Source organism: Thiothrix lacustris DSM 21227, from assembly GCF_000621325.1.
Classification (GTDB): Bacteria; Pseudomonadota; Gammaproteobacteria; order Thiotrichales; family Thiotrichaceae; genus Thiothrix; species Thiothrix lacustris.
Map to the genome: position 1 here is coordinate 1 of NZ_JHYQ01000041.1, position 25,046 is coordinate 25,046.

26 protein-coding genes are annotated in these 25,046 nt (G+C 53.3%); 10 read left to right on the forward strand and 16 right to left on the reverse strand.

Annotation, left to right across the window (positions count from 1 at the left end; translation table 11 throughout):
• From Q394_RS20775 to Q394_RS0115755, 7 genes are all read right to left on the reverse strand, one after another.
• Window positions 1-583: hypothetical protein (locus Q394_RS20775; protein ID WP_038141806.1), on the reverse strand; the 583-nt coding region annotated here is incomplete at its 3' end.
• A 112-nt stretch (window positions 584-695) separates the two neighbouring features.
• Complete coding sequence (locus tag Q394_RS21695; protein ID WP_051543505.1) at window positions 696-1,907, reverse strand: OmpA family protein; 1,212 nt, start codon at window positions 1,905-1,907, stop codon at window positions 696-698.
• A gap of 133 nt (window positions 1,908-2,040) precedes the next feature.
• Complete coding sequence (gene katG, locus Q394_RS0115735) at window positions 2,041-4,218, reverse strand: catalase/peroxidase HPI (protein ID WP_028490096.1); 2,178 nt, start codon at window positions 4,216-4,218, stop codon at window positions 2,041-2,043.
• A 135-nt stretch (window positions 4,219-4,353) separates the two neighbouring features.
• Window positions 4,354-5,121, reverse strand: a complete 768-nt coding sequence (locus Q394_RS20785) for an energy transducer TonB (RefSeq protein WP_038141808.1) — start codon at window positions 5,119-5,121, stop codon at window positions 4,354-4,356.
• On the reverse strand, window positions 5,118-5,507 hold the full coding sequence (gene exbD / locus Q394_RS0115745; RefSeq protein ID WP_245606805.1) for a TonB system transport protein ExbD: 390 nt from the start codon (window positions 5,505-5,507) through the stop codon (window positions 5,118-5,120). Before exbD ends, Q394_RS20785 begins: the two co-directional genes overlap by 4 nt.
• The gene (exbB, locus tag Q394_RS0115750; RefSeq protein ID WP_028490098.1) at window positions 5,504-5,935 is read right to left on the reverse strand and encodes a TonB-system energizer ExbB; all 432 of its coding nucleotides are present in this window, start codon (window positions 5,933-5,935) and stop codon (window positions 5,504-5,506) included. The genes exbD and exbB overlap by 4 nt, the downstream gene beginning before the upstream one ends.
• A gap of 129 nt (window positions 5,936-6,064) precedes the next feature.
• Window positions 6,065-7,174 carry an alpha-hydroxy acid oxidase gene (locus Q394_RS0115755; protein ID WP_028490099.1) on the reverse strand — a complete coding sequence of 370 codons (1,110 nt, stop codon included), beginning with the start codon at window positions 7,172-7,174 and terminating at the stop codon, window positions 6,065-6,067.
• 171 nt (window positions 7,175-7,345) lie between these two features.
• Here Q394_RS0115755 and Q394_RS0115760 point away from each other — a divergent pair, with 171 nt between their 5' ends.
• From Q394_RS0115760 to Q394_RS0115775, 4 genes are all read left to right on the forward strand, one after another.
• On the forward strand, window positions 7,346-9,541 hold the full coding sequence (locus tag Q394_RS0115760; RefSeq protein WP_245606806.1) for a TonB-dependent receptor: 2,196 nt from the start codon (window positions 7,346-7,348) through the stop codon (window positions 9,539-9,541).
• Window positions 9,542-9,630: 89 nt separating this feature from the next.
• Window positions 9,631-10,314, forward strand: coding sequence for a Fe2+-dependent dioxygenase (locus tag Q394_RS0115765; RefSeq protein WP_028490101.1), 684 nt, complete (start codon window positions 9,631-9,633; stop codon window positions 10,312-10,314).
• 11 nt (window positions 10,315-10,325) lie between these two features.
• The gene (locus Q394_RS0115770) at window positions 10,326-11,333 is read left to right on the forward strand and encodes a Fe(3+) ABC transporter substrate-binding protein (RefSeq protein WP_028490102.1); all 1,008 of its coding nucleotides are present in this window, start codon (window positions 10,326-10,328) and stop codon (window positions 11,331-11,333) included.
• 55 nt (window positions 11,334-11,388) lie between these two features.
• Window positions 11,389-11,982, forward strand: coding sequence for a HupE/UreJ family protein (locus tag Q394_RS0115775; RefSeq protein WP_028490103.1), 594 nt, complete (start codon window positions 11,389-11,391; stop codon window positions 11,980-11,982).
• Between the two features lie 95 nt (window positions 11,983-12,077).
• Here Q394_RS0115775 and bfr (Q394_RS0115780) read toward each other — a convergent pair whose 3' ends face one another.
• Genes bfr (Q394_RS0115780) through Q394_RS0115790 form a run of 3 tightly spaced genes read right to left on the reverse strand, consistent with a single transcriptional unit; the run spans window position 12,078 to window position 14,207 of the window.
• Complete coding sequence (gene bfr / locus Q394_RS0115780) at window positions 12,078-12,545, reverse strand: bacterioferritin (protein WP_028490104.1); 468 nt, start codon at window positions 12,543-12,545, stop codon at window positions 12,078-12,080.
• Window positions 12,546-12,557: 12 nt separating this feature from the next.
• Window positions 12,558-13,028 (reverse strand): bacterioferritin, encoded by a 471-nt coding sequence (gene bfr / locus Q394_RS0115785; protein WP_028490105.1) that lies wholly within the window; start codon window positions 13,026-13,028, stop codon window positions 12,558-12,560.
• Between the two features lie 33 nt (window positions 13,029-13,061).
• Complete coding sequence (locus tag Q394_RS0115790; RefSeq protein WP_038141811.1) at window positions 13,062-14,207, reverse strand: cytochrome-c peroxidase; 1,146 nt, start codon at window positions 14,205-14,207, stop codon at window positions 13,062-13,064.
• 165 nt (window positions 14,208-14,372) lie between these two features.
• Between Q394_RS0115790 and Q394_RS0115795 the strand changes: the two genes are divergently transcribed.
• The 6 genes from Q394_RS0115795 to Q394_RS21700 all read left to right on the forward strand — a co-directional run bounded on the left by Q394_RS0115795 (window position 14,373) and on the right by Q394_RS21700 (window position 18,856).
• Window positions 14,373-14,834, forward strand: coding sequence for a hypothetical protein (locus tag Q394_RS0115795; RefSeq protein ID WP_028490107.1), 462 nt, complete (start codon window positions 14,373-14,375; stop codon window positions 14,832-14,834).
• Between the two features lie 175 nt (window positions 14,835-15,009).
• Window positions 15,010-15,216, forward strand: a complete 207-nt coding sequence (locus Q394_RS0115800; RefSeq protein ID WP_028490108.1) for a (2Fe-2S)-binding protein — start codon at window positions 15,010-15,012, stop codon at window positions 15,214-15,216.
• A gap of 17 nt (window positions 15,217-15,233) precedes the next feature.
• Window positions 15,234-15,416, forward strand: a complete 183-nt coding sequence (gene hemP / locus Q394_RS0115805; protein ID WP_028490109.1) for a hemin uptake protein HemP — start codon at window positions 15,234-15,236, stop codon at window positions 15,414-15,416.
• Entirely contained in the window at window positions 15,413-16,651 is a 1,239-nt protein-coding gene (locus tag Q394_RS0115810) for an imelysin family protein (protein WP_028490110.1), read from the forward strand. The genes hemP and Q394_RS0115810 overlap by 4 nt, the downstream gene beginning before the upstream one ends.
• The gene (locus Q394_RS0115815; protein WP_028490111.1) at window positions 16,652-17,941 is read left to right on the forward strand and encodes a di-heme oxidoreductase family protein; all 1,290 of its coding nucleotides are present in this window, start codon (window positions 16,652-16,654) and stop codon (window positions 17,939-17,941) included. It abuts the gene before it with no gap.
• 12 nt (window positions 17,942-17,953) lie between these two features.
• The gene (locus Q394_RS21700; RefSeq protein ID WP_028490112.1) at window positions 17,954-18,856 is read left to right on the forward strand and encodes an LbtU family siderophore porin; all 903 of its coding nucleotides are present in this window, start codon (window positions 17,954-17,956) and stop codon (window positions 18,854-18,856) included.
• 31 nt (window positions 18,857-18,887) lie between these two features.
• Here Q394_RS21700 and Q394_RS21705 read toward each other — a convergent pair whose 3' ends face one another.
• The 6 genes from Q394_RS21705 to Q394_RS23135 all read right to left on the reverse strand — a co-directional run bounded on the left by Q394_RS21705 (window position 18,888) and on the right by Q394_RS23135 (window position 25,031).
• Window positions 18,888-19,412, reverse strand: coding sequence for a hypothetical protein (locus tag Q394_RS21705; protein ID WP_051543507.1), 525 nt, complete (start codon window positions 19,410-19,412; stop codon window positions 18,888-18,890).
• Between the two features lie 49 nt (window positions 19,413-19,461).
• Window positions 19,462-22,566 (reverse strand): efflux RND transporter permease subunit, encoded by a 3,105-nt coding sequence (locus Q394_RS0115830; protein ID WP_028490113.1) that lies wholly within the window; start codon window positions 22,564-22,566, stop codon window positions 19,462-19,464.
• A 9-nt stretch (window positions 22,567-22,575) separates the two neighbouring features.
• Window positions 22,576-23,706, reverse strand: coding sequence for an efflux RND transporter periplasmic adaptor subunit (locus Q394_RS0115835; protein ID WP_028490114.1), 1,131 nt, complete (start codon window positions 23,704-23,706; stop codon window positions 22,576-22,578).
• Complete coding sequence (locus Q394_RS0115840; protein WP_038141813.1) at window positions 23,703-24,257, reverse strand: hypothetical protein; 555 nt, start codon at window positions 24,255-24,257, stop codon at window positions 23,703-23,705. The genes Q394_RS0115835 and Q394_RS0115840 overlap by 4 nt, the downstream gene beginning before the upstream one ends.
• A 56-nt stretch (window positions 24,258-24,313) precedes the next feature.
• Window positions 24,314-24,634, reverse strand: a complete 321-nt coding sequence (locus Q394_RS0115845; RefSeq protein ID WP_028490116.1) for a hypothetical protein — start codon at window positions 24,632-24,634, stop codon at window positions 24,314-24,316.
• Between the two features lie 259 nt (window positions 24,635-24,893).
• Entirely contained in the window at window positions 24,894-25,031 is a 138-nt protein-coding gene (locus Q394_RS23135; protein ID WP_084260302.1) for a transposase, read from the reverse strand.
• Window positions 25,032-25,046 lie beyond the last annotated feature (15 nt).

A 25,046-nucleotide genomic window follows, 5' to 3' on the forward strand; every position in this document is an offset into this window, starting at 1 on the left:
CGTCAACAACGAGGCTAGGCGCTTGCAGTTCGATATTGGGCACATCCAATTCTACTGATGGCACATCCAACGATGCCGTTGGCAAACTGAGGTCAGCATCCGGCAAACTAAGCTCAACAGCGGGCACTTCTGCAACCACCTCCGGCAATAATTCGACCTCCGGCATGTTAGGGAAATTAACATCCATTGCCTTCAACTCAACATTAGGATGCTCTACTGCCCCCCCCTTCCATTCAAGATCAGGCAACGTCATATCCGGCGGATCGATGATGGGTTTATGTGGATTGATACCACTGAAATCCATTGAAGGAGCAGTTGGCGGTTCAGCCTTAAAACGCGCCGCAGCAGCCGCAGCTGCCCCCACAGCAGCAGCACCACCCAAGGCAGCAGCCGCTTTAGGAATAGTCACCGGCGGTGCATCAGCCGGCGGCACATCAATAGGTCGATGTGAGGATATGGTGACATCCTTACCGCTAGCGTCCTGATTTCCGCAAAACAGTGACTTCAAAAAACGCCCGATCACATACCCCAAGAAAAAGGCTATCAGTAACCAAATCAAAGCCTGTATCAGAAACATTGTCATGACTTAATCCTCTTTCCCTGAGTGCGAAAACCAACCCATTACCAAGCCAAAAACCAACGCCAGTAACAACCAAACGGATAATTGTGAAAATAAATACAACATGGCGTCCTCCTTACTCAGGGTTAATATCAAAGGTGATTCGGCGATTTTTTGAGCGATCAGCTTCATTGTCATTAGGAGCAACTGGCTTACTTTCGCCAAAGCCAACGCTCTTAACTAATCCACCATCAACCCCTTTCTGGATAAAGTAATTCTTCACCGCATCGGCACGTTGCTGGCTCAAACGCTGGTTATAAGCATCATTACCAACATTATCAGTATGCCCACTGATTTGAATGCCTCGTTCAGTAACCACCTCTTTACAGGTAGAAATAATCCCAACCAAAGACTCCAATAAGGCAGCACTGTCTTGCTTAATGGCGGATTTATTGGTTTCAAACAGAATGGTTTTACCGCTCATCGCATCATTCAACTGTTGCTGACAGTTCGCGACCGCTTTCTCTTCTGCGGCAACCTGCGCTGGATCAGCAGCATTGGTCACTGAGTCAGGCACTGGCGTTTTAGGGGCTGCAACGGCCAAATCATCCGCAATAGCACCACCTAACAATTGCCTAGCCTTATCCAACACACGCGCTTTGTCAGCATCCGAAGGCACTTGCCCACCGATACTATTACCCGCCGCCGACACTTTCAGGCTAGCATTGTCCAAGCCTTGCAAAGCAGGCAACAACCCCGCCAAATCCTTCAACCACGCAGCAGGTGCAACACCTTCAATAAGCTGTAACTGATTATCCACCTGACCAGCGCCATAAACACCTTGAGCAGCAGCCAGTGCCGCATCAATTTCTTGCTGAGACCCCATCACCCCTTGCAGCACCATTTTGCCACCCACCGATTGTAAGGAAAACTCAGGTGTTTTAGAGGGAGCAGGCGCATCAAGAGAAGCCACGGCTTGCACAGGTTCAGCAGCAACGGCAGCTTGTGCAGGTTCAGGTGCTGGCGCAGCAACCACCTCGATCATGTTCTGCACATCGCGCACGCCATTAACGCCCTGAACCATTTTCAAAGCCGCCAGACGCTCCTCATCAGAGGCCGCACTACCACTGAGCAACACATCACGCCCACGCTGAGTAAGTTTTACCTGCGCCCAATCCATACCAGCGGCTTTGAGTGCCGCTTCACTGCGGGTGGTTAAATCCTTCTCAACCACACTCTGACGTGCTCCTGTCATAAGCAGGAACAACAGAGGTAAGCCCAGTAAGGTCAACAACCACCACCACATTGCAGGCAGAGCACCGCAACAGCACGAGCTTTTTTTATCCATAACACTATCCTTTGGTTATCATTGTGAAATATCCAACACGTAGTGTAGTAGCATCAATTAACAATAAAGTTTAAAAAATGTTAATTAGGCGGATAATATTACCCGTCGATCGGTTTACTGAATGCGACTAAGGTTAGGCAAGGTCGAAACGGTCAAGATTCATCACCTTATTCCACGCTGCTACAAAGTCATGCACAAATTTCCCGTGCGCGTCATCCTGCGCATAGACCTCCGCAACGGCTCGAAGCTGGGAATTTGAACCGAAAATGAGGTCAACACGAGTGCCTGTCCATTTCAGTTGGCCTGTAGCACGGTCACGACCTTCAAACACCTCCTGACCTTCCGCTGTCGCTTTCCACTCTGTCCCCATATCCAGCAGGTTGACGAAAAAGTCGGTACTAAGCGTCTCGGATCGTGTGGTGAAATTGGCATTCAGCACCCGCAATCCGCCAACCAGCACGGTCATTTCGGGCGCAGTCAGCATCAGCAATTGCGCCTTGTCGATGAGCAGTTCCTCTGCCGTGACTGCAAACTTAGCTTTGAGGTAATTACGGAAGCCATCTGCCACCGGCTCCAGCACTGCGAAAGCTTCGACATCGGTTTGTTCCTGCGAAGCATCCGTGCGCCCCGCTGCAAAGGGAACGTCGACGGCGTGCCCGGCATTCTTCGCCGCCTGTTCCACAGCCGCGCAACCGCCCAGCACGATCAAGTCAGCCAGCGATACTTGCTTCCCACCTTGCGCCGCGTTGAAGTCGCGTTGGATGGTTTCAAGCGCTGCCAGCACTTTCGCCAATTGCGCAGGATGGTTCACTTCCCAATCCTTTTGCGGCGCAAGGCGGATACGCGCTCCGTTTGCACCACCGCGCTTGTCAGAACCTCGGAAAGTAAACGCTGACGCCCAAGCGGTCGACACCAGTTCCGCAATGGAAAGCCCGGAAGCAAGGATTTTACCCTTGAGCGCAACAATATCCTGTGCCTCAATCAGTTCATGATCCACACTTGGAACCGGGTCTTGCCACACCAGCTCTTCCGCCGGAACTTCCACACCGAGATAGCGTGAACGCGGCCCCATATCACGGTGGGTTAGCTTGAACCATGCACGGGCAAACGCATCGGCAAATTCATCCGGGTTTTGCTGGAAATGCCGTGCAATCGGCTCGTAGATCGGGTCGAAACGCATCGCCATATCCGCCGTGGTCATGATAATGGGTACACGTTTCGCCGCATCGTCAGCCGCTGGGGCGAGGTTGTCAGCAGTTGCGACTTTGGGTGTCCATTGCCACGCACCTGCCGGGCTTTTCGTCAATTCCCACTCGTTGCCGAACAACATGTCCAGATAGCTGTTGTCCCACTGCGTTGGGGTTGGCGTCCACGAACCTTCTAAACCACTGCCAATTTGGTCACCACCTTTGCCACTAGCGAAGCTGTTTTTCCAACCGAGACCTTGTTGTTCAATGCCTGCGCTTTCAGGTTCTGCACCGACGTGGGTTGGGCTGGCTGCACCGTGGCATTTGCCGAAGGTGTGCCCACCCGCAGTGAGCGCGACGGTTTCGTAGTCATCCATTGCCATTCGGGCGAAGGTTTCGCGTACATCCCGCCCAGAACCGATCGGGTCTGGCTCGCCGTTGGGCCCTTCCGGGTTCACGTAGATCAAGCCCATTTGCACCGCCGCGAGGGGATTTTCCAGATCACGTTCGCCGCTGTAGCGCTGGTCGCCCAGCCATTCGGCTTCAGCCCCCCAGTAAACGTCTTCCTCGGGTTCCCAGATGTCTTCGCGCCCACCGGCAAAACCGAAGGTCTTGAAGCCCATTGATTCGAGCGCACAGTTCCCCGTGAGGATCATCAGGTCAGCCCAGGAAATGCTGTTGCCGTACTTTTGCTTAATCGGCCACAACAAGCGCCGTGCCTTGTCGAGGTTGACGTTATCAGGCCAGCTATTCAAAGGTGCGAAACGCTGGTTGCCGTGACCTGCGCCGCCACGCCCGTCCGAAATGCGGTAAGTGCCTGCGCTATGCCACGCCATGCGGATGAACATCGGCCCGTAGTGGCCATAATCGGCTGGCCACCAGTCTTGCGAGTCGGTCATCAGTGCGTAGAGGTCTTGTTTGACGGCATTCAGGTCAAGTTGTTTGAATGCCTCTGCGTAGTTAAAGGTGGAACCCAGCGGATTGGACTTGGTGGAATGTTGGTGCAGGATATTGAGTTTTAACTGCTTAGGCCACCAGTCGCGGTTGGATGTGCCACGCCCAGCATTGCTTGCTGCGGGAGTATTGGCATGTCCCATAACAGGACACTTGCTAATGTCACTCATGGTGTTCTCTCCTTATGGTGATTGGTATTGTTTACTCTCCTTTATAGTTTTAGTCCTTTCGCATCAAGCTATCCAGTTGATTAAAACGAATGTTTCAATCGGTTTTTTAACAAAAATGGATTGATGCTACTCTCCTCAATTAATCCTGAAATTCACGGGCACTTGTACAATGGATTCAATGTTCTGCCCGTTACGTGCTGCTGGCACAAATTTCCAACCACGTACTGCTTTCACGGCTGCTGCGTCCAGTGAGGCATTGCCTGAAGACTGATGCACCCGTGCCGCCGTCACACTGCCACCAGTATTGACATTGGCGCGTACAATCACCGTGCCCTCTGTACCTGATTCCATCGCACGGCGTGGGTATTCTGGCGCACGCGGTGGGCTACGGTAACGCGGGTTGCTAATCACAGGCACTTCGTTTTGTGCTGCCGCCGCCGCTCGTGCCGCTTTTTCTTGTTGCGCACGTTGCTGCGCTTGGCGTTGGGCATTTTCACGCGCTTGATGCTGCTGTTGTTCCTGCTCGCGTTTCAATTCCTCGCGGCGTTCACGTTCCTCCTGTTCTTTACGCAAATCCTTTTCGGGTGGTTTGGGCTTGGGCAAGGGTTTTTTCACCTTTTTTTCCGGTTTGGGTTTTTCCGGCTTCGGCTTTTCCTTGGGCTTGGGTTTCGGCTTTGGCGGCGGTGGGGGAGGCGGCGGGGGTGGAGGTTCAGGCGCAACCTGTGGCACAGGTTCGGGAGCGGGCTCAGGTGCTTTCGGCTCGAACATGCTCAATTCTACTGGTAGCACGGGTGGTTCTTCCGGCTTCTTTTCAGCGGCAAACAACATGGGCATTAGCAGCAGTGCCAACCCCACATGCAGTGCCGTAGAAACCCCAAAGCCAGTTAAATGATTCGCTCTCATGGCTCTTGCTGCGCCTGTATGGAAAGGTTATTGAGTTCCTTGGTTTTCAGCAAATCAATCAGTTTGACGAAATGCTCAAACACCGCTGCCTTGTCGATACGCAATACAATCAGGGTTTCGGGCGTGGCTTGCGCCCCTAACTTTTCGCCGAGTTGCTCAATCGTCACCGCGTCACCGGCAAGAAACAGTTGGTTTTGCGCATTGATGGCAATTTCCAACGGCTCTTCATCTTGCGAAGGTTCACTCACTTGTTCCGCTGTCGGCAAGTCCACCGGAATCATGCCTTGTGAAATGAAAGTTGCTGTGGTCAACACAATCGCCAGCAACACCAGCATAATGTCGATGAACGGGATCATATTGATCTGGTCGAAACGCTTCATGCTCATGCCTTGGCATCCCGTGCGGCTTCCCAACGGGCGGTCAGCACATCAACTTTGCGCATCAAACCGTTGTAGAACAGGATGGCAGGAATGGCGACCAATAACCCCGCTGCCGTAGCTTTCAGCGCCATTGCCAAGCCCAGCATGATGGTATTCACATCAACTTTACCGCCCTGCCCCATTTCGTGGAAAGTGACGAGAATGCCCAGCACCGTGCCCAGCAAGCCCACATAAGGCGCATTCGAGCCGACGCTGGAAATAGTGGTGAGATTGCGCGTGAGGGCGACTTTCAACAATTCAATGTGCTGAAATTGGTTGAGATTCAGGCGCATGAAATAGATAAGGCGTTCAACGGCAAACGCCAGCATGATAAAACTCATCAAGCCGAGTGTACCGAGTACCATGTAATCGAGGTTTTCTTTCAGGAAGTCCATAGGGATAGCAGAACCTTGTAATAACGCTAAAAACAGGGGTTCGCTGAACCTTGGCTACCGAAACATGGCGGATGGCTAGTGGTATCAGGCAAGTAATGGCGGTGATGATAATTATTGTTATTCTTATTTTCAAGTGTTATTAGCAATCAAGACAGCGGGGGTAATATCCGCCAGCGTGCGGCAACCCGTCAGCGCCATCGCCACTTCCAACTCATCACGCAGCAAGCGCAACACATGCGCCACTCCCAACGCCCCCGCTGTTGCCAAGCCGTAAATGAACGGGCGACCGATCAGCACGGCGCTTGCCCCTAGCGCAATGGCTTTGAGAATATCAGTGCCACGCCGAATCCCGCCATCCAGCAACAGCGGCACACGCCCTTGCGTGGTAGCCGCAATAGCAGGCAAGAGTTCCAGCGTGCTGGGCAAGGTATCCAAGGTACGCCCCCCGTGATTTGAAACAATCAAACCATCCACACCCAATTCCAGCGCCAACGCAGCATCAAGGGGGCTGGAAATCCCCTTAAGTATGAGTGGCAACTGGGTAGCAGCACGCAACATTTCAATATCCCGCCAAGTCGGCGCATGTGCCATCAAACCATCAAACACCACACTTTGCCCTTCCACCAGTTGGGTTTGTGACTGACGCATCCCCTGCAAATTCACCGCACTAACCCCCGCTGGCAAACGGAAACCCGCCCGCTGTTCACGGTTGCGAATCCCCGCCAATGGCGCATCCACCGTTACGACCAACGCCTGATAACCTGCTTGCTCTGCCCGCAACACCAAATCCAGCGTAAATTCACGATCCGGCTGCACGTAAAGCTGAAACCATAACGGCGCGTAAGCATGGCTGGCAATCTCCTCCAAAGGATGGCTCGCAAGTGTGCTGACCACCATACCCGCATCCATCGCCGCAGCGGCTCGCACCGTGGCAAGCTCGCCTTCTGGGTGAAACAAGCTTTGATAGGCAACGGGCGCCAGTAAAATCGGGTGCTCAAACGCGTGCCCAAACAAATTCAGGCGCGTATGCCCACCGCGCATATCCACCAATGCCCGCCCTTGCAAGCATTGCCGATCAAATGCCTCGCGATTCGCACGGAAGGTGATTTCATCCGCCGCGCCGCTGTGTAAATACGCCCATGCATTGTCATCCAACCGAGCGCGGGCATAGGGTTCATAATCAGTCAGTGCCGCAATCACGGGCGGAATAGTCGTCAGATAAGGTTCAGGTTGTCTCATATTTGCCTTTTTACCACAGAATACTTGACTAATAAAACAGAATCATTATCATCCGCATTCTTGATTAAGCATCGTATAGCCAGATAGCCACGGATGCCACCCCCGGTAAATTATTCATTTTCAAGGAGTATCGTCGTGAGCTATCAAAAGAAGCCTCTTATGCTTAGGGGCATGGTTAGCCGTGCAGACCAATCCAGTATTGCATTAGCCTCCGCCGCTTTTGTGGTGCTTGCCACTGTCGCTGCCCCTTCCCACGCAGCCGATGTCACCCAATTGGAAGGCGTAACCGCACAAGCGACGAAAGCCGCGCCCGCTTCCAACCCCAATGCTGACCCCGAAGCCCCGTACAAAGTCGATAAATCAGCTAACAGCAAATTCACCGAACCGCTGCTAAACGTTTCCAAAACCATCAACGTAGTCGGTAAGGAACAGATGAAAGATGCAGGCGTTACCGCACTCAAAGACCTGATGCGCACCCAACCCGGCATTACCTTGGGAACGGGTGAAAATGGCAATCAAGAAGGCGACCGTTTCTTAATCCGTGGTTTTGATGCGCGTGGCGATACCTTTGTGGATGGAATGCGCGAACCGGGCATGACCACCCGCGAAACCTTTGCCACCGAACAAATCGAAATCACCAAAGGCCCCAGCTCTACGTTCGGCGGACGTGGCACAACCGGCGGCGCAGTCAATAGCGTTTCCAAACGCCCACAAGACACCAACTTTACCCGTGGCACACTGACATTGGGTGATGACAAACGCACCACGCTTGATTCCAATCGCGTGATCAATGACAAGCTAACGGTGCGTTCCAACCTAATGCTGCAAGATTCCGAAGTCGCCGGGCGTGATGAAGTCTACAAAAAAGGGCACGGCGTTGCGGTAGCTGCGGATTATCAAGCGACGGACACCGTGAATGTGCTGGTTGACTATTACCACCTACGTGGCGAAGCCTTGCCCGACCGTGGTCAACCTTACACCGCCGCCGTACAAGGCACGCCCAGCATCGACCGCAGCAATTTCTACGGCTACAAAGACCGCGATTTCTGGGATACGGGCGCGGATAGCCTCACCGCAACCGTCGAAGCCGAACTCTCACACAACACCCGCCTAACCAGCAAAACCCGTGTGGGTGAAACCACCAACGATTACATCGTCTCCAACCCTGCCAGCGTTCAGGCTAGCGGCAAGGTACGCCCCGGCACGAGTTCTGCCGCTGCCAACAACAAATTTATCGGGCATAACACCCAGATCAGCCACGAGTTCCACGCGGGTGAAGTAGAACACGTTGTCGTGGCAGGGGTCGAATTGACCAAAGAAGACATCAAAAACACGCCTTACACCTTCAATACTGCCGCAGGTAGCGCATTTGCATCGGGTGCTTTTGACCAAGATTTGCAGAACCCCAGTCTGACGAATGGCAACCCTGTCACCGGACGTGGCAATACTTCCACCACCGATATTAAAACCCACTCGGTTTATGTGTTGGATACCGTGAAAATAAACCCGAAGTGGGAAGTGTTTGGCGGTTTACGTCACGACAGTTTCGACATTGAGAAGCAAGCGCGGGAGGGTATTTATGTAGCAGACAGTGACCCTAAAGCCAAAAACAGCTTTACCAATGGTCACGTCGGCGCGGTGTTTAAGCCCAAAGAAAACGGCAGTGTGTACGCCTCAGTAAGTTCCTCCTCCAATATTCCCGGCGAAATGGTGGACTCTGGCGCACCCGCTTACGGTGGCTTGAATATCACCACCGAAGCCGCCAAACCAGAAAAAAACAACAGCGTCGAGCTGGGTACAAAATGGAATCTGGCAAACGACAATCTTGCCGTCAATGCCGCCATTTTCCGTACCGAAAAAAAGAACAAGATTGAAACCACTGGCACGGGAACAGCCGCTGTGATGCATCAAGTTGGCGCTGTACAGGTCGATGGTGTCGAAGTCGGCATTTCCGGCAATGTCACGCCCAAACTAAGTTTGGCGGGTGGCGCGGTGTATATGGATACGGCGATTACCGAGTCCATTAACCCTGCCAACAAAGGCAAAAATCTCGCCAATATCGCGGGCAAGAGTGCCAGCCTCCAAGCCAAATATCAGGCAACACCACAATTGGCAGTGGGTGGCACATTGGTGCATACCGGCAAGTTCAAAGGCGGCGGTAACTTCGAGGCAAGTGATGACCGTGAACTCCCCGCTTCCAACCGTTTGGACGTGATGGCGGAATACAAAATCAACAAAAAATTGAGTACCCAATTGAACGTAAAAAATGCCACGGATAAAACCATTTTTGAAGCGGTTTATCCCAGCGGCTTTACCTACGTTGCCCCCGGTCGAACTACCAATGTTAGCCTCACCTACGACTTTTAATCTGACAGTTTGAGTCCTGGTTTCCGCCCCGTTTTCATGAGTCACGGGGCGGGATTTTAAGGCGTAACCCCCTATTAGGAGCATAGGCAATGCTGCTTTGTATACCCAATGTCCTCACCCCAGCACAAGTCGCTGTTTGCCGTCGCCAACTGGATGCCGCCGAATGGGTCGATGGCAAAGTCACCACTGGCAAACAATCGGCTACGGTGAAAAGTAACCTGCAAATTCCCCAACATTCCCCGGTTGCGCATGAACTAGGGGAAATTATTCTTACCGCACTAGCAAACTCGCCGACCTTCATCTCGGCTGCTTTACCCCTCAATATATTTCCGCCCTTGTTTAACCGCTATGAAAACGGTGGGCATTTTGGGACGCATACTGACGGCTCGGTCATGACAGTACCCGGCACGACGGTACGGATACGCACCGACGTTTCCGCCACCCTCTTCCTTGCCGAACCCGAGGAATACGAAGGTGGCGAACTGGTGATCGAAGACAACTTTGGCGCACAGGAAGTGAAACTCGCAGCAGGCGATATGGTGCTTTACCCCGCCACCAGCCTGCACCAAGTACGTCCGGTAACATGTGGCGCACGACTGGCCTCATTCTTCTGGATGCAAAGTATGGTGCGTGATGATGGGCAACGCACCCTACTCTACGACCTCGACCAAAGCATTCAAGCATTAGCGCTGGAGGTTGGCCTTAATCACCCGCAAACCATCAAATTATCCGGTATTTATCACAATTTAATACGCCGCTGGGCGGATACGTGAAGGAGCATCGACTGTTGAAAAAATTAACTGCCACCCTGTTGCTGTTATCCAGCACCCAAGTTCTCGCCAATGAAGTGAATGTGTATTCTGCCCGCGAAGAGCAGTTGATCAAGCCACTGCTGGATGCCTTCAGCAAAGACACCGGCATCACCGTCAACCTTATTACCGGCGACGATGACCCGCTGCTGGAACGTCTGAAACGCGAAGGGGCGAATTCCCCCGCCGATGCACTGATCACCGCTGACGCAGGACGTTTGCACCGCGCAGTGGAAGCAGGCACGTTACAAGCGATCCAGTCCACCCAGTTGAACCAAGCGATTCCGGCTCATCTGCGTGACCCTGCCAACCAGTGGTTTGGGCTGACTTACCGCGCACGGGCGTTGTTCTACAATCCCGCCAAAGTACAGGCGAACGAACTATCCACTTACGAAGATTTAGCTGACCCGAAATGGCAAGGGCGCGTGTGTGTACGTTCCTCCAGCAGCATTTATAACCAGTCATTGCTGGCATCCATGATTGCCGCCAAAGGTGCGCCGCAAGCGGAACAATGGGCGCAAGGTTTAGTGGCAAACTTGGCCAGAGCACCCAACGGCGGCGACCGTGACCAGATCAAAGCCGTCTCGTCAGGGCAATGCGATGTCGCCATTGCCAATACCTACTACTACGCGCAAATGTTATACGGTGGTGATGCTGCCCAAAAAGCCGCAGCGAGTAAGGTAAATGTGTTTTTCCCCAACCAGCGTGACCGTGGCACACACATCAATGTCAGCGGTGCAGGCGTAACCAAATCCGCCAAAAACAAGGAAAATGCGGTAAAATTGCTGGAATACATGGTGCTGGATGATGCGCAACGCTGGTATTCCAACACCAATGGTGAATACCCGGTCAAACGTGGTATTGCCGCCAGCCCGGAATTGCAAAGCTGGGGCAATTTTAAAAGCGATGCACTGAACCTGTCCGTCTTGGGTAAAAACAATGCGCAAGCGGTAAAGATCATGGATAAGGTAGGTTGGCAATAAAGTCGCGGGAATACGCTACACTTTTCCCCATCAACAAATCAGAGGCAATCAACAAATGATTTCAACACAACAACGCTTCGGCATCCTGTTACTGCTCTTGAGTTTGAGCACCAGCGTGTGGGCGCATTCCGATGCTGCTGGCATGAGCGGCGGCTTTTTCAGCGGTTTTACCCATCCCCTGTTTGGCTGGGATCACGTCGCCGCCATGGTCGCGGTTGGCTTGTGGGGTGCATTTTTAGGGCGACCTGCCATTTGGATACTACCCGTGGTGTTTCCGGTCGTCATGGCGTTCGGTGGGGTATTGGGTATCGCGGGTGTTCCGATTCCTTCCGTTGAAACCGGCATTGCGCTGTCAGCCTTGGTGCTGGGGTTAATGGTGGTCTTAGCCGTTCGCCCACCGTTATGGGTGGCGGCTGTGTTGGTCGGTGCATTTGCGATTTTCCACGGTCATGCTCACGGTACGGAATTACCCGACGCTGCCAGCCCGTTGGCATATAGCCTTGGATTTGTCATCGCTACCGGTTTATTACACTTGTCTGGCATTGTGTTTGGTGAACTGACCCGCTGGCCTTGGGGAAACCATGCCGTAAGGGCGGGCGGTGCAATCATCAGCTTGGCTGGGGTGGGTTTTTTGACCGGGATGCTGTAAGCCATCATCACCATTCCAGTGAAAAGTCCCTGTTTGGGTAATGCGCTGCATCGTGATGACCGCGTGTGCCTGAACAGAGATGGAGAGAGCGCGGGTTACATCTGCGATTGCAGGTAATTTTGCAGACCGATTTTGTCAATCAGACCGAGTTGTTTTTCCAGAAAATACGCATGGTCTTCTTCAGTATCGGATAACTGTAAGCGCAGCATTTCGCGGGTCACGTAATCGCTTTCATCTTCACAAATCTTCATCGCGGCTTTTAACGCGCCCACGACGTGATATTCCAGTGCAAGGTCATTTTTGAACATGCTAGGCACATCCGCACCAATATTCAGGCCATCCTGATTGCTAAGATCCGGCAAGCCTTCGAGGAACAAAATGCGCTTAATGATCGCATCGGCATGGCTGCTTTCCTCCTGACGTTCATGCTCGTAATGCTCAAACAGCTTGGTTAAACCCCAGTCATCACACATACGTGAATGGATGAAATATTGGTCGCGGGCTGCCAACTCACCGGCTAACAGGGTTTTCAGCACGTCAATAACGCGGTCGTTTCCTTTCATAATGTTGTCTCCTTATGCGCTCATCATGGACTGTAAATAATTGGGCAAACCCGCATTCTGGATTGCCCATTGTTGGGATTCGAGCCAGTCGATTTGCTCTTCTTCCTCTTCGAGAATCTCTTGCAGCATGTCACGGCTCACGTAATCCTGCGCTTGTTCACACGCGGCAATCACGCGGCGTAATTCCGCCACGATTTCCCCAGCAAGGCGTAAATCGTTGGCGATGATTTCCGGCACATCTTCACCGAGATACAGCTTGCCCAAGTCTTGCAGGTTAGGCAGTGCTTCGAGGAACAGAATACGTTCGATCAACTCGTCCGCCTGTTTCATGGCTTTGATGGAACGTTTGTATTCGCGCTGGTTAAAACCTTCCAGACCCCAGTTTTTACACATGCGGGCGTGGAGGAAGTATTGGTTGATCGCCGTAAGCTGGCTGCGTAACGCCAAATTCAGCGAACGGTTAATCTCGGGGCTTCCTTTCATGGCACTTCTCCTGTTCAGGTGTTGAAAGATTTTTTATGGTAACAAAGACTCATAGCGTTTGTCCGTCAGCGTTTGCATGAATGCCACTAACGCATCCACTTCCGAATCTTTCAAGGCAGAGGCTTGAAACTCTTCGGTTTTCAAGGCAAGATTTTTATCCACCTCTGGCGCAGCCCACGGCTTACCCGTTTCTGGGTTGAGCTTGCGCTCAGTATTATTAAACTTGTCGTAAAACAAAACCACGGTGCGCAAATCAGCAAAGACTCCGTTGTGCATGTAGGGCGCTGTCACTGCCACATTGCGCAGCGTTGGCACTTTGAATTTGCCTGCTTCCTTCTCATCGGTCACGTCGGGGTGTTCCAGCAAACCTTGGTCGATGAAAGCATTGCCTTTGCCATTAGCTGCCCGCACTGCCTCATGGGGCGGCACGCCAAGGTTGTGGTATTCGTAATTGGAAAAGGTTTCGCCCTCACTGCCCGGAAAGGTTTTCAATTGATGGCAGCGGTTACAGTTGCTGAATTGATTGGAAAAAAACAGCGATTCACCCAACGATTCCTGATCGGTCAGCTCGACTTCGCCTCTAAGATAACGGTCGTATCTGGAATCAAACGGGGCAAATAGCGCGGTTTTTTCAAACGCAGCAAGGCTGGTGGTCATGGCAGCATACGCAGTTTCGGGTGCATCGAAGACCTTATCCCCGAAAAGCTGTTTGAAAGCGGTCACATAATCGGCATTTTCCTGCAAACGTGCCACGACGGCGGCCTTATCAGGCATTCCCATTTCCACTGGATTGGTCGGGGGGCCACCCGCTTGCCCTTGCAAATCCTTTTCGCACCCATCGAGAAACTGCCCACCGATGTAACGCTGGCTTTTCTTATTCTGGTGGAAATCTGGGCTGAATTGGGCATAAGTTGCTGTCGGGGTATTCCTGTCTCCCAGCGATTTGCCGTCATCGCCCAATGACACCGCTTTGCCAACGCTAGTGGCACGGTTATCGACAAAACCATGTTCAGGATTGTGGCAAGTAGCGCAAGATTGGGTACGGTTTTTCGACAGATTAACATCGGCGAATAGCTTTTCACCCAGCATTTCCTTGCTAGAAATCGGCGTTGGCGCAGGCGTAACAGCAAGCACGATGCCTGACATCAATAGCGTCAGCGGGAGGATAACCTTGACCATACCAAATTCTCTCAATCAGTAACAAGCCACCAAGAATAAATGAGAACCGTTATTATTACAATTGTGACAAATCAATAAACAGGCAAAAATAAGGGGGCTAGCGCCCCCGTTCAAGGTTCAAAATTCCAAGAGAGGAATCAGGCTCATCAGGCCAAGATTATTTTTATGAAGGCTAACCTGGCAGATCGTACACACGTTGACTCAGGCACAATCACACTGCTGCATGGCAGCTTGCTTGATCCTGAAAGGAATAATGTTGGCACTCACGGGGTGCGGGAAAAAGTTGCTATAGATAGTTTCCAGTTGTTGGCGAACATCATGAGAACACCGTGCCAGCAACAAACACTTTACCAACTCTTGCTGTACTTTATGGCAGGGACTACACAACTCGCTCAGGCAGAAATCACCCTGTTCGAGGCATTCCTGCAATTCATTTTTTTCAAATTTAACAACGACTTCTCCAGTCTGCCGATTGTGCAGGCTAACAAATGGGTCAACCCGATCAAGCCATGCATTTATGTAAAAGGTCATCACATACCCCGCTATTCCTTTAATGAAAGAAATAACCTGGCTGGTGCGGAGTTACAAAGTCATACACTGGCTTGGCTACTTTTGTTGCCGTTTTGAGGAGAGGCAAAACTTGTTAGATGCATCAAATGATAATGATTCCTGTTTTTAAGTCAAGCACTTTTTGAGAAACAATCTCATTTTCAAAAATACACTGAGAACTACTTGCATTTGCAAATGAGAATGCCTATCATCCATCTTGTTATGAAGAATCATTACTGTTTAGGGGAAGTGTATGTACGTTTGCATCTGCCACTCTGTTACGGACAAAGCTATCAAGAAAGCGGTCAAGCAAGGCCATGACTCGCTCGAAGCTATCCAGCAAGAACTCAAAGTCGGCACCTGTTGCGGACGCTGCAAACACCATGCCCGCGAAGTAATCGACGAAACCCTTAACCCTGAGACCATTAACTTCAACTTGATGCAAGGTGCATTCGCGTGATGACTGGAACTTTAAGAATGACAGATGCAGAACCCAAGCGTGTCAATCTGGACGAATTGATGCGCGGTTGTAAAAAGATCATCCTTCAGCACGGCAAGCGCCCTTATTGCCTGACCATTACCCGCCGGGGCAACCTGATCCTGACATCAGCGGATGATGATACAGACAAGCAACCTTCTTCGGAGAAACCCCAACCATGAAACGTATTAGCCAGATCGTGTCCGCAGCCCTGCTGGGTGGCCTATTAAGCACTGCCCCCACCTTCGCCCACGCTGACACTGTGACTGCCAAAGCCGTGATGGAACAGTACGTCAACCTCGCCAGCGCCAGCTTTAGCGACACCCTCGCCACCGCCAAAACCTTGCAGGCAAAGGTAGCTGCCTTCATTGCCAACCCCAGCGCCGACACCCAGCAAGCCGCTAAAGATGCCTGGCTCGCTGCCCGCAAACCTTACAGCCAGACCGAAGCCTTCCGTTTCGGCAACCCCAATGTCGATGCACTGGAAGGTGAGATCAACGCTTGGCCACTGGACGAGGGGCTGATTGATTACGTCAAACAAGACGTTTACGACCACGAAGAAGGTAATGCCTTCGCCACCGCCAATATCATTGCAGGCAAAGACAACATCGACACCGCCTTGCTAAAAGCCTCCCAAGAAAAAGGCGGCTCCGAAGCCAATGTCGCCACGGGCTACCATGCCATCGAATTCCTGCTCTGGGGACAAGATTTCAATGAAACCCCAACAACATCCGGCCAGCGCCCTTACACCGACTACGCCAAAGGTGATGCCTGCACCAATGGTCATTGCGAGCGCCGCGCCGCCTACCTGCAAGTTGTCACGGATTTACTGGTGGCTGACTTGCAACAACTGGCAGATGACTGGGCAGACGGCAAAGACAATAACTACCGCAGCGCCTTTTTAACATTGGATGAAAAAGAAGCCCTGCGCCGCATGTTATTCGGCATGGGTAGCCTGAGCTTGGGTGAACTCGCCGGTGAACGCATGAACGTGGCACTACTGGCGCATTCACAAGAAGATGAACATTCCTGCTTCAGCGATAACACCCATAACGACATCGCCGAAAATGCCCGCAGCATCCAGAACATTTTCAACGGCACTTACACCCGCACCGATGGCAGCAAGGTAGAAGGTGCAAGCCTCGCCCAACTGGTTGCCAGCAAAGATGCCAAAGCCAGTGAAACACTGGTCAACAAGCTGGCTGATACCCAACAAAAAGCCGAAGCCATTGTGGAAGCCGCCCAAAACGGGGAAAATTTCGACCAGCAAACTGCCCCCGACAACAAGGATGGCAATAAGCGCATCAAAGCCACGATTACGGCTTTGCGTAGCCAAACGGGTGATATTGAAGCGGCTGCCAAAGCGGTAGGCGTGGAAAGCCTTAACCCGGAGAGCAGCGACTCATTTGGTGGATAAATGCACTCAACTCTAGCCATTGCCCTTGGTAGCCTACTAGCGCTACCGGGGCTAGCCAACAGTGATAACACCCCACAGCAGCACGAAGATTTCGCCATCGGTGGCGCATTCTTCCAGCAGCCGTGGGTCATTGCGCCTGCCTCAACCACTGCGCGGGATGGTCTTGGCCCCCTATTCAAAGCCAATAGCTGCATTACCTGCCACGTCGGGCATGGGCGCGGTCATCCACCCCTGACGGACACAGAACCCTTCCTGTCCACCCTTGTGAAGCTGGGAATCCCCGCGCACACCACCGAACAGCAAGCACAAGCACAAACCTTGGGCGTAGCGCCTGACCCTACTTACGGCGACCACCTGCAACCCTTGGGTATCAAAGGCTTACCGGGGGAAGGCACGCCACGCTTCACCTATAGCGAGATTAACGGGCAATTCAAGGATGGTGAGCATTACACCTTGCAAAAACCCACTCTGACGGTTGAAAACCTGCACTACGGCGCGTTGGCGCACGACATACAGTTTTCCGCCCGCGTTGCCCCGCCCCTGCCCGGCATGGGTTTGCTGGAAAGCATCCCCGAGGCTGAGATACTCGCCAACGCCGACCCGGATGACACCAATGGCGATGGCATTTCCGGCAAAGCCAATCAGGTGTGGGACATTGCCCAACAGCAAACCGTGTTAGGACGGTTTAGCTGGAAAGCCAACCAACCCAGCATCCGCCAGCAAAGCGCCGATGCCTTCCACAATGATATGGGGATTACCTCCAGCCTGTTTCCTGAGCAACCGTGCAGCGCGGCACAAACCGATTGCCATACCCTGCCGGATGGCGGCAAGCCAGAAATCCCGGATGATTTGCTGGAAAAAGTCGTGTTCCACGTTGCCAACCAGTCTGTCCCCGCCCGCCGAGAGGTGGATGATCCAACAGTCATACAAGGGCAGAAACTGTTTCAGCAAGCGGGTTGTGCTGCGTGCCACGTTGCCCGTTTTGCTGCGCTGAACCAACAGCCACAACCTTATTCAGACCTGCTGCTGCATGATATGGGCGCGGGGTTAGCCGACAATCGCCCCGAATTCAGCGCCTCCGGGAGCGAATGGCGTACCCCGCCGCTGTGGGGCATTGGCCTGACCGAAAAAATCAGCGGGCATACCCGCTTCCTGCATGATGGACGCGCCCGCAACCTGCTGGAAGCCATCCTCTGGCACGGCGGCGAATCCAGCCAGGCTCAACAATCCGTATTAGCCATGAACACCACCGAGCGGAAAGCGCTACTGCGTTTCCTCAATTCCCTGTAGCAAGGCTCTTGTATGTTTTTAAAAAAACGAACCCTACTCAGTATTCTGATTGGCGTAAGCCTTACAAACCCTGTTTTCGCAGCAACCACCTTCAGTGGACTGGTGGAAGTCGAAGCGGGTTTTGTCAGCAATGACGACGGTGATACCAGTGATATTACCGTGCCAACCGTGGAGCTGGGCATCGACAACAAGCTGCATGACAAGCTCGACGGGCATTTACTGTTCCTGTACGAACAAGGTGAAAACAGCGACAACATCAGCGTGGATGAAGCCACCCTCACCTTCAAACCGCGTGAAGGGCTGGATGTCACCGTCGGGCGCATGTACGTGCCTTTCGGCAAATTCGACAGCAACATGGTTTCCGACCCGCTAACGCTGGAACTGGCTGAAACACAGGAAGAAGCGCTGCAACTGGGCATGAGTGCAGGCAATCTCACCGGTTCCGCCTACGTCTTCAAGGATGATGAAGATGGCGGTGACAAGATCGACGATTACGGCGCAAACCTCGACTACGCCACTGAACATTTCAGCGCGGGGGTTAGCTACATTTCTGACGTGAATGACAAGGCTGCGACGGGAGTTGGCCTCCATGCCGGTGCCAAGATCGGTAAGGCCAATGTGATTGCCGAACACATTGCTGTGGATGAAATCACCCTCGAAGACGACAGCACCGCCAAACCTTCCGCTACCAATCTGGAAGTGGGGCTGGACATTGGTAACGACCGCACCATCGCATTGGCCTACCAACAAACCAAGGAAGCCGAAGCGCTGGAGCTGCCCGAAACCGCCACGGGCATTGCCTACCGGATGTCAGTCTTTGAGAAAGCCAGTTTCGCGGCAGAATACATGAATAACGAAGGTTACGACGGTGCAAAAGAAACTGTCGTCACCTTGCAAGTGGCTTATGAGTTTTAGAATACCCCTATGAGCCTAGCATTCACTGCGCCTATTCAGCCACCGGAATATCAAACTTCGCCATGCGTGGCTTGCCGTCAAGAGGCTGGATCAGCGCCACCACCTTGTCACCGGCAGCCAGTTTCACATCAGGTGGTGCATCAAAGCGGTGGGCATCGCCTTCTGCCAATAGCATTTCTGCTTCCTGCTTGTCTTTGCCCTTGAGGATGGTTAGGCGAACCTTGACCTTGCTGAGTGCATCACCTTCCGGCAAGCCTTCTGCATACAGGCTGACTTTACCGTCTTCTGCCATTACCAGTTCGTGATGAATACCATCGACATCAGCAACAATACCGCCGTGGTGGGGTTTGTCATCCTCGGCATGATCATGCCCTTCTTGCTCGTGTTTGGCGTGTTCATCGGCTGACTCACCCTTGTGGGCATCTTGTCCGTGGTCGGTTTCATGGTTATGCCCCGGTTCACCGTGGGCGGGTGTAGCAGCCTTTTGCTCTTCCGCCAGCAATGCCGGGGAAGCCAGCAAGCCGAGGGTTACTAACAATGTGGGTAACAGTTTCATGGGTTATCTCCTTGGTATTCAACAGTTAAAAAATTAAAAAGTTAAAAAGTTAAAGGGCTTCATCGCTTGCCATATCCAACAGCTTTTCGGCGGGTTTGCGCCCAAACAGCCAGAACATGGCGGGGGTGAGGAAAGTATCCAGCAGCGTGGAGCTGATTAGCCCGGAAAAAATCACCACCGCCACGGGGTGCAGAATTTCCGTTCCCGGCTGTTCCGCTTCAAACAGCAGCGGCATGAGCGCGAACGCTGCCACCAATGCTGTCATCAGCACTGGGGACAGACGTTCCAGTGACCCCCGAATAATCATCGCACGGGTAAAACTTTCCCCTTCCAGTCGCATCAGGTTGAGGTAATGGCTGGTTTTGAGGATGCCGTTACGGGTGGAAATGCCCGCCAGCGTAATAAAACCAATCAGTGCCGCCACCGACAACGGTTGCCCCGACAACCACAAGCCAATCACGCTGCCGACCAATGCCAGCGGAATATTCGCCATAATCAGCAATGCCAGTGTGGTGGACTGATAACGGCTATACAGGGTCAAAAACACCAGCAACGCCGCTACCGCCGCTAAGAGCGTGATGCGTTGCGCCGCTTGTTCCTGTGCCTCAAATTGCCCACCAATGGTGATGAAGTAGCCTTCGGGTAGCTGGAACTCGGCAACTTTTGCCCGCATATCCGCCACCACTTCTGACAATGCTCGCCCCTGCACGTTGGCGGACAGCACAATACGCCGCTGCCCGTTATCCCGCGCCACTTGATTGGGGCCATCGCTTTCCTCAATCTTGGCGAGTTTACTTAACGGCACTTGCCCCAGCGGGGTGCTGATGAGCAGATCCTGCAATTGGGTGGTGGAACGTGCCGCCTCCGGCAAGCGCAACACCAGCTTGAAACGGCGGTTGCCATCCACGATTTCATTGATGGTTGCGCCATCCACCAGCATTTGCAGTTCCCGCAGCAATGCCGCACCTGAAAGCCCGTACTGCCCCGCCACGGCATAATCCACATACACCTTGATTTGTGGGGCAAGCACTTGTTTTTCCATGTTCAAGTCTGCCACGCCGTCCACCGTCGCCAGTGCTTGTTGCAAGCGTTCGCCTTGGGCGCGGAGCGTGTCGAGGTCATCGCCAAACAACTTGATGGCAATCTGCGCCCTGACCCCTGACAACATATGGTCGATACGGTGGGAAATCGGTTGCCCGATACTCACGTTTACTGGCAACGGTGCAAGGCGGGCGCGGATATCGGCATACACCACGTCCATTGGGCGTTCTGAGAGTTTTAAGGCAATGTCCAGCTCGCTGTTGTGTACCCCTTCTGCGTGTTCATCCAGTTCTGCCCGCCCGGAACGTCGCCCGACATGGGCAATTTCCGGCACGTCTTGCAGCAAGGTTTCGGCTTTAGCGGCAATGCGTACCGATTCCGCCAAGGTCACACCGGGGGTCAAACGTACACTCACCAACAACGTGCCTTCATTGAACGGCGGCAAAAACGTGGTCGGGAACAACGGCACAAGGCTACCCGCCAGCAATACCGCCACCGCGCCCATGCCGAGCAAGGTACGCGGGTAATCCAGCACGGTTTCCAGCGCCTTGGCATAACCACGCTTGAGCCAGCGCACCAACCACGGTTCAGGGTGGTCAAGCTGTTTCATGTTCGGTAGCAGGTAATACGCCATCACCGGCGTGAGGGTCACAGACACCAGCATCGACACCAGAATCGAGGTAATGTAGGCAATGCCCAACGGCACAAACAGTTTACCTTCCATCCCCGGCAAGGCGAACAGCGGCAAAAACACCAGCACCACAATAATGGTGGCGTACACAATCGCCGACCGCACTTCCAGCGTGGCGTGCAACACGATCTTCAAGGGCGCAAGTTGGGTTTTGTGCAAGCGGTTATTACGCAAGCGGCGAATCACATTTTCGACCCCCACCACCGCATCATCCACCAGTTCTCCTATCGCAATCGCCAAGCCGCCCAGCGTCATGGTATTGATCGACAAATCCAGATAGCGGAATACCAGCACCGTACACAAAATCGACAGCGGAATTGCCATCAGTGAAATCAAGGTAGTGCGGAAATTCCCCAGAAACAGGAACAAAATCACCATCACCAGCAGCGATGCCAATACCAGCTTGTGTTCCAGATTGCCGATGGAAGCCTCAATGAAACTGGCTTGGCGGAAGGTCACACGCGGCTCTGCCATGCCTTGCGGCAGGCTGGTTTTCATCGACTCCAACGCGGTTTCTATCGTTTGGGTAAGCTGGATGGTATCCGCATCAGGTTGTTTCTGAATGCCCAATATCACCGCAGGCTGACCGTTAAACCCCGCATCCCCGCGCTTGACCTTGGGGGCAAAGGTGATGCTTGCCACCTGTTTGAGCAAAATCGGTTGCCCCGCCGTGGCAGTAATCGCAAGGTTCTGCAAATCCTCAAGGCTGGAAGTGCGCCCAATGTGACGGATCAGGTATTCCTTGCCGCTGAGTTCGAGAAAACCACCGGAGGTATTATTGGCAAACCCTTCCAGCGCATCCGCCAACTGTGCAAGGCTAATCCCCAGATCAGTCATGCGGCGCATATCCGGCTGTACCTGAAACTGGCGTACTTCCCCACCAATCGGGATGACTTGCGCCACGCCAGCAATCGACAACAGGCGCGGGCGTAACACCCAGTCGGCATACTCACGCACTGCCATTGGGTCAATCTTGGCGGGGTCAATCGGCACTGCCACCATCATGATTTCGCCCATGATCGACGACACTGGCCCCATTTGCGGCACAATCCCAGCAGGCAAACCGCTTTCCATCGCTCCCAGCCGTTCGCTGACCATCTGACGGGCGCGGTAAATCTCCGTATCCCAGTCAAACACCGCGTACACAAACGACAACCCGGCACTGGATACCGAGCGTACCGACTCAATCCCCGGCAAGCCGTTGAGGGTGGTTTCCAGTGGGAAACTGATCAGGCGTTCCACCTCTTCAGGAGCCATGCCACCCGCTTCGGTCATCAGCGTGACGGTGGGGCGGTTGAGGTCGGGGAAGACATCCACGGCGGTTTGCGGCAGTTGCAACGCGCCGTAAATCATCAGCATAGCACTTGCCACCAGCACCAGCAGGCGGTTGCCGAGGCTGGCGTTCAATAACCAGTTAAACATGGCAGCCTCCTAACGGATTTGGTTAATCAGATTGGTAGCTTGCACTACTACGCGCTCACCGTCTGGCAAACCTGCGGTAATCATCACGCGTTCCCCGTCCAGCGGCTGGTATTGCACGACTCGTGGGGCGTACTGTTCCGGCGTGGTTTTGACCCATACCACCGTTTGGTTGCTGGGGTTACGGGCGAGGGCTTCAGCAGGAACAGCGACACCTTGCAGCGTTTCACGGGTTTGTACGGTCACTTGGACGGGTGAGCCAGCGGCGAGAGAACCCCTCACCCCCAGCCCCTCTCCCTCAAGGGGCGAGGGGAGAAAAGAGAAGCGCAGGGGTAAGGCTTGTTGGCGTAATTGTTGGCTGTTGCCTTGATAGCGGAGTGCGAGGGTTTGCTTACCGATGGTGACGTTAGCGGCAGCAATGTTGGCGGGTAAGGCAGGGTCATAGGTGAGGGCTTCCACCTGCAATTTGCTGGGGTCGATGATGTCCAGCAGTAAGTCGCCTGCTTGTACGGCTTGTCCGTTGGCGGCGTGACTCGCGGTGACAATGCCACTGATGGGGGAGCGCACGGTTTCGGTAACGCCTTTTGCCCCTTTGCGGAATACGGCAAGACGGGCTTGCAAGCTGCGTACCATCGCAGCGGCAGTATCCACTTCACGGCGCGGAATCAAGTCGCCCAACCCTTGTAAACGTTGCTGTTCCAGTTCCGCCAGCTTGAGTTGCTCCTGCAAATCGGCAGCTTCGACGGCTTGATTAGTACCTTCCTGTGCGTCTTTGGCAAGAGTGATGGTCGCCAATACTTGCCCCTTTTCTACCTTGTCGCCAATAGCAGGCAAGCTACCGTTGGCAATGTCGAGCCGTCCGGCTTGCAATGCCTGCACTTTGCTGCTGGCATCCATACCCGCCACCACCTGACCATTAAGGATAAGGCTACGCGGCAAGGTTTCGAGTTTGGCAGGTTGCGTGCGTACTTGAATAAAACGTTGGGTTTTTTTCGGCAAGAATACACTGCCATCCGGCAGGCGTTGCGGGGCATTGGGGTTGGCAGCAGTCGGGGCAGCTTCGCCGTGGTCATGCCCATCACCCGCTATTGCCAGCGCGGGTAACAACAATGCACCCATCAATAAAAATGCAGCTAGTTTCATGCCTGTACCCTCCGTTGGTGGCGGTCACGCCGCAACGTGAACACCACGAGAGCCAAGGCAATGACCACCAAACCCAGCACCCACGGCAAGAAGCCCCAACCGCTGGCTGAAGTGGCGGTGGCGGGTTCAACGTGCATCGCTTCCACTGTGTGTACATCCAGATCACCCGTTAGCAAGTCGCTGGTTTCACCTGTCAAAATGGTTGCCATCACCGCGTATTCCCCTTCTGAGAGCGGATGTGCCAAAGCCGCATGGTAACTGCCATCGGCTTCTGCTTCAGCGTTGATGCGCTGCCCTGCAATCTCCAGCTCCACACTGGCATCCGTTACCGGGGCATTGCTGGCATGATCATCAAGGAACAAGTGCAAACCGTCCCCCTCCAACGTGCCTACCAGTTCAAACTGGGTAGACTCCATCACCAAACGTGGTGCGGCGGGGGAATTAACGGTGGCAGCAGCTTTTTCTTCGCCGTGGTCATGCCCATCACCCGCAAATGCGGCATGACCGACAAGCAGCAATGGCAGCCATACCGGCAGCAGTATCTTGTTCATGGTTTTTCCTGAATCCAGTTTAAACAATCAAAAAATGAAGTTTGATGAAAACGCGGTCAGGCTATCGGTGGGCGGATCAGCAGGTCAGTGTGGGGATTACGGTAGGATTGAGTGAAAAAAGCAGAAATCAATTTGACAGATTCCACTTGTGGTAAAGCCAATGAAGCGACAGGAACATTGCCCGGTGTAGTGTGGCAGCAATTATGGTGGTGTTCGCCAGCAGTATGCGGTTCGAGCGTGATGCAATGCGCTACTTGGCTATTTTGTGCCACAGATGGAACGTCGATATGCCAACCCGCCACGCCCACAGCCACCTGTGCCAGCAGGACGCAGGCAAGCAGAAACGGCAATAAACAGCGGATAGTTGGTTTTTTCATGGAATAAGCGTAAACCAGCACGGTGATAGAATGCAAGTATCCCAACGACCAGCGGAAAAATACATCAGACAACGAGGGTGTAGAAAAACCCGAATCTGATCATCCCATCCAGATCGGGCAGTCATTTTTTTGAACATCCCAAACGACCGGGCGTTTTTTTCAGCGTTGCCGACTTCCTGCTTCCCCATAACGCCCTGAATGCCACCTGATACGCTCAATACGGTGCATTTTTGCGTGTTTGGCAGCATCATTTCCCCCTTCATGCGACATACCCGTAATGTGCCAGCTTTTCGAGGTTGTGCATCAGGCAAAACAGTTTCCATTGCCCGTCCACTTTGGCTTTGCTGCGCAAGGTGAAGCGGTGCAGGCGTTTGTTGCCGCGCAAGTTCCCAAACACGGGTTCGACGGTGGC

Bases quoted from the DNA above. Each gene is read 5' to 3' on its own strand.
- Q394_RS0115815 (WP_028490111.1), top strand. From the start codon at position 16,652: ATGCACTCAACTCTAGCCATTGCCCTTGGTAGCCTACTAGCGCTACCG.
- Q394_RS0115840 (WP_038141813.1), bottom strand. From the start codon at position 24,257: ATGAACAAGATACTGCTGCCGGTATGGCTGCCATTGCTGCTTGTCGGT.
- Q394_RS0115755 (WP_028490099.1), bottom strand. From the start codon at position 7,174: ATGAGACAACCTGAACCTTATCTGACGACTATTCCGCCCGTGATTGCG.
- Q394_RS21705 (WP_051543507.1), bottom strand. From the start codon at position 19,412: ATGAAACTGTTACCCACATTGTTAGTAACCCTCGGCTTGCTGGCTTCC.
- Q394_RS20785 (WP_038141808.1), bottom strand. From the start codon at position 5,121: ATGAGAGCGAATCATTTAACTGGCTTTGGGGTTTCTACGGCACTGCAT.
- Q394_RS0115775 (WP_028490103.1), top strand. From the start codon at position 11,389: ATGATTTCAACACAACAACGCTTCGGCATCCTGTTACTGCTCTTGAGT.
- Q394_RS0115800 (WP_028490108.1), top strand. From the start codon at position 15,010: ATGTACGTTTGCATCTGCCACTCTGTTACGGACAAAGCTATCAAGAAA.
- Q394_RS0115835 (WP_028490114.1), bottom strand. From the start codon at position 23,706: ATGAAACTAGCTGCATTTTTATTGATGGGTGCATTGTTGTTACCCGCG.
- Q394_RS0115845 (WP_028490116.1), bottom strand. From the start codon at position 24,634: ATGAAAAAACCAACTATCCGCTGTTTATTGCCGTTTCTGCTTGCCTGC.
- Q394_RS0115810 (WP_028490110.1), top strand. From the start codon at position 15,413: ATGAAACGTATTAGCCAGATCGTGTCCGCAGCCCTGCTGGGTGGCCTA.
- bfr (WP_028490104.1), bottom strand. From the start codon at position 12,545: ATGAAAGGAAACGACCGCGTTATTGACGTGCTGAAAACCCTGTTAGCC.
- katG (WP_028490096.1), bottom strand. From the start codon at position 4,218: ATGAGTGACATTAGCAAGTGTCCTGTTATGGGACATGCCAATACTCCC.
- Q394_RS21700 (WP_028490112.1), top strand. From the start codon at position 17,954: ATGTTTTTAAAAAAACGAACCCTACTCAGTATTCTGATTGGCGTAAGC.
- bfr (WP_028490105.1), bottom strand. From the start codon at position 13,028: ATGAAAGGAAGCCCCGAGATTAACCGTTCGCTGAATTTGGCGTTACGC.
- Q394_RS0115790 (WP_038141811.1), bottom strand. From the start codon at position 14,207: ATGGTCAAGGTTATCCTCCCGCTGACGCTATTGATGTCAGGCATCGTG.
- Q394_RS0115795 (WP_028490107.1), top strand. From the start codon at position 14,373: ATGAAGGCTAACCTGGCAGATCGTACACACGTTGACTCAGGCACAATC.
- exbB (WP_028490098.1), bottom strand. From the start codon at position 5,935: ATGGACTTCCTGAAAGAAAACCTCGATTACATGGTACTCGGTACACTC.
- hemP (WP_028490109.1), top strand. From the start codon at position 15,234: ATGACAGATGCAGAACCCAAGCGTGTCAATCTGGACGAATTGATGCGC.
- Q394_RS0115760 (WP_245606806.1), top strand. From the start codon at position 7,346: ATGGTTAGCCGTGCAGACCAATCCAGTATTGCATTAGCCTCCGCCGCT.
- Q394_RS21695 (WP_051543505.1), bottom strand. From the start codon at position 1,907: ATGGATAAAAAAAGCTCGTGCTGTTGCGGTGCTCTGCCTGCAATGTGG.
- exbD (WP_245606805.1), bottom strand. From the start codon at position 5,507: ATGAGCATGAAGCGTTTCGACCAGATCAATATGATCCCGTTCATCGAC.
- Q394_RS0115765 (WP_028490101.1), top strand. From the start codon at position 9,631: ATGCTGCTTTGTATACCCAATGTCCTCACCCCAGCACAAGTCGCTGTT.
- Q394_RS0115830 (WP_028490113.1), bottom strand. From the start codon at position 22,566: ATGTTTAACTGGTTATTGAACGCCAGCCTCGGCAACCGCCTGCTGGTG.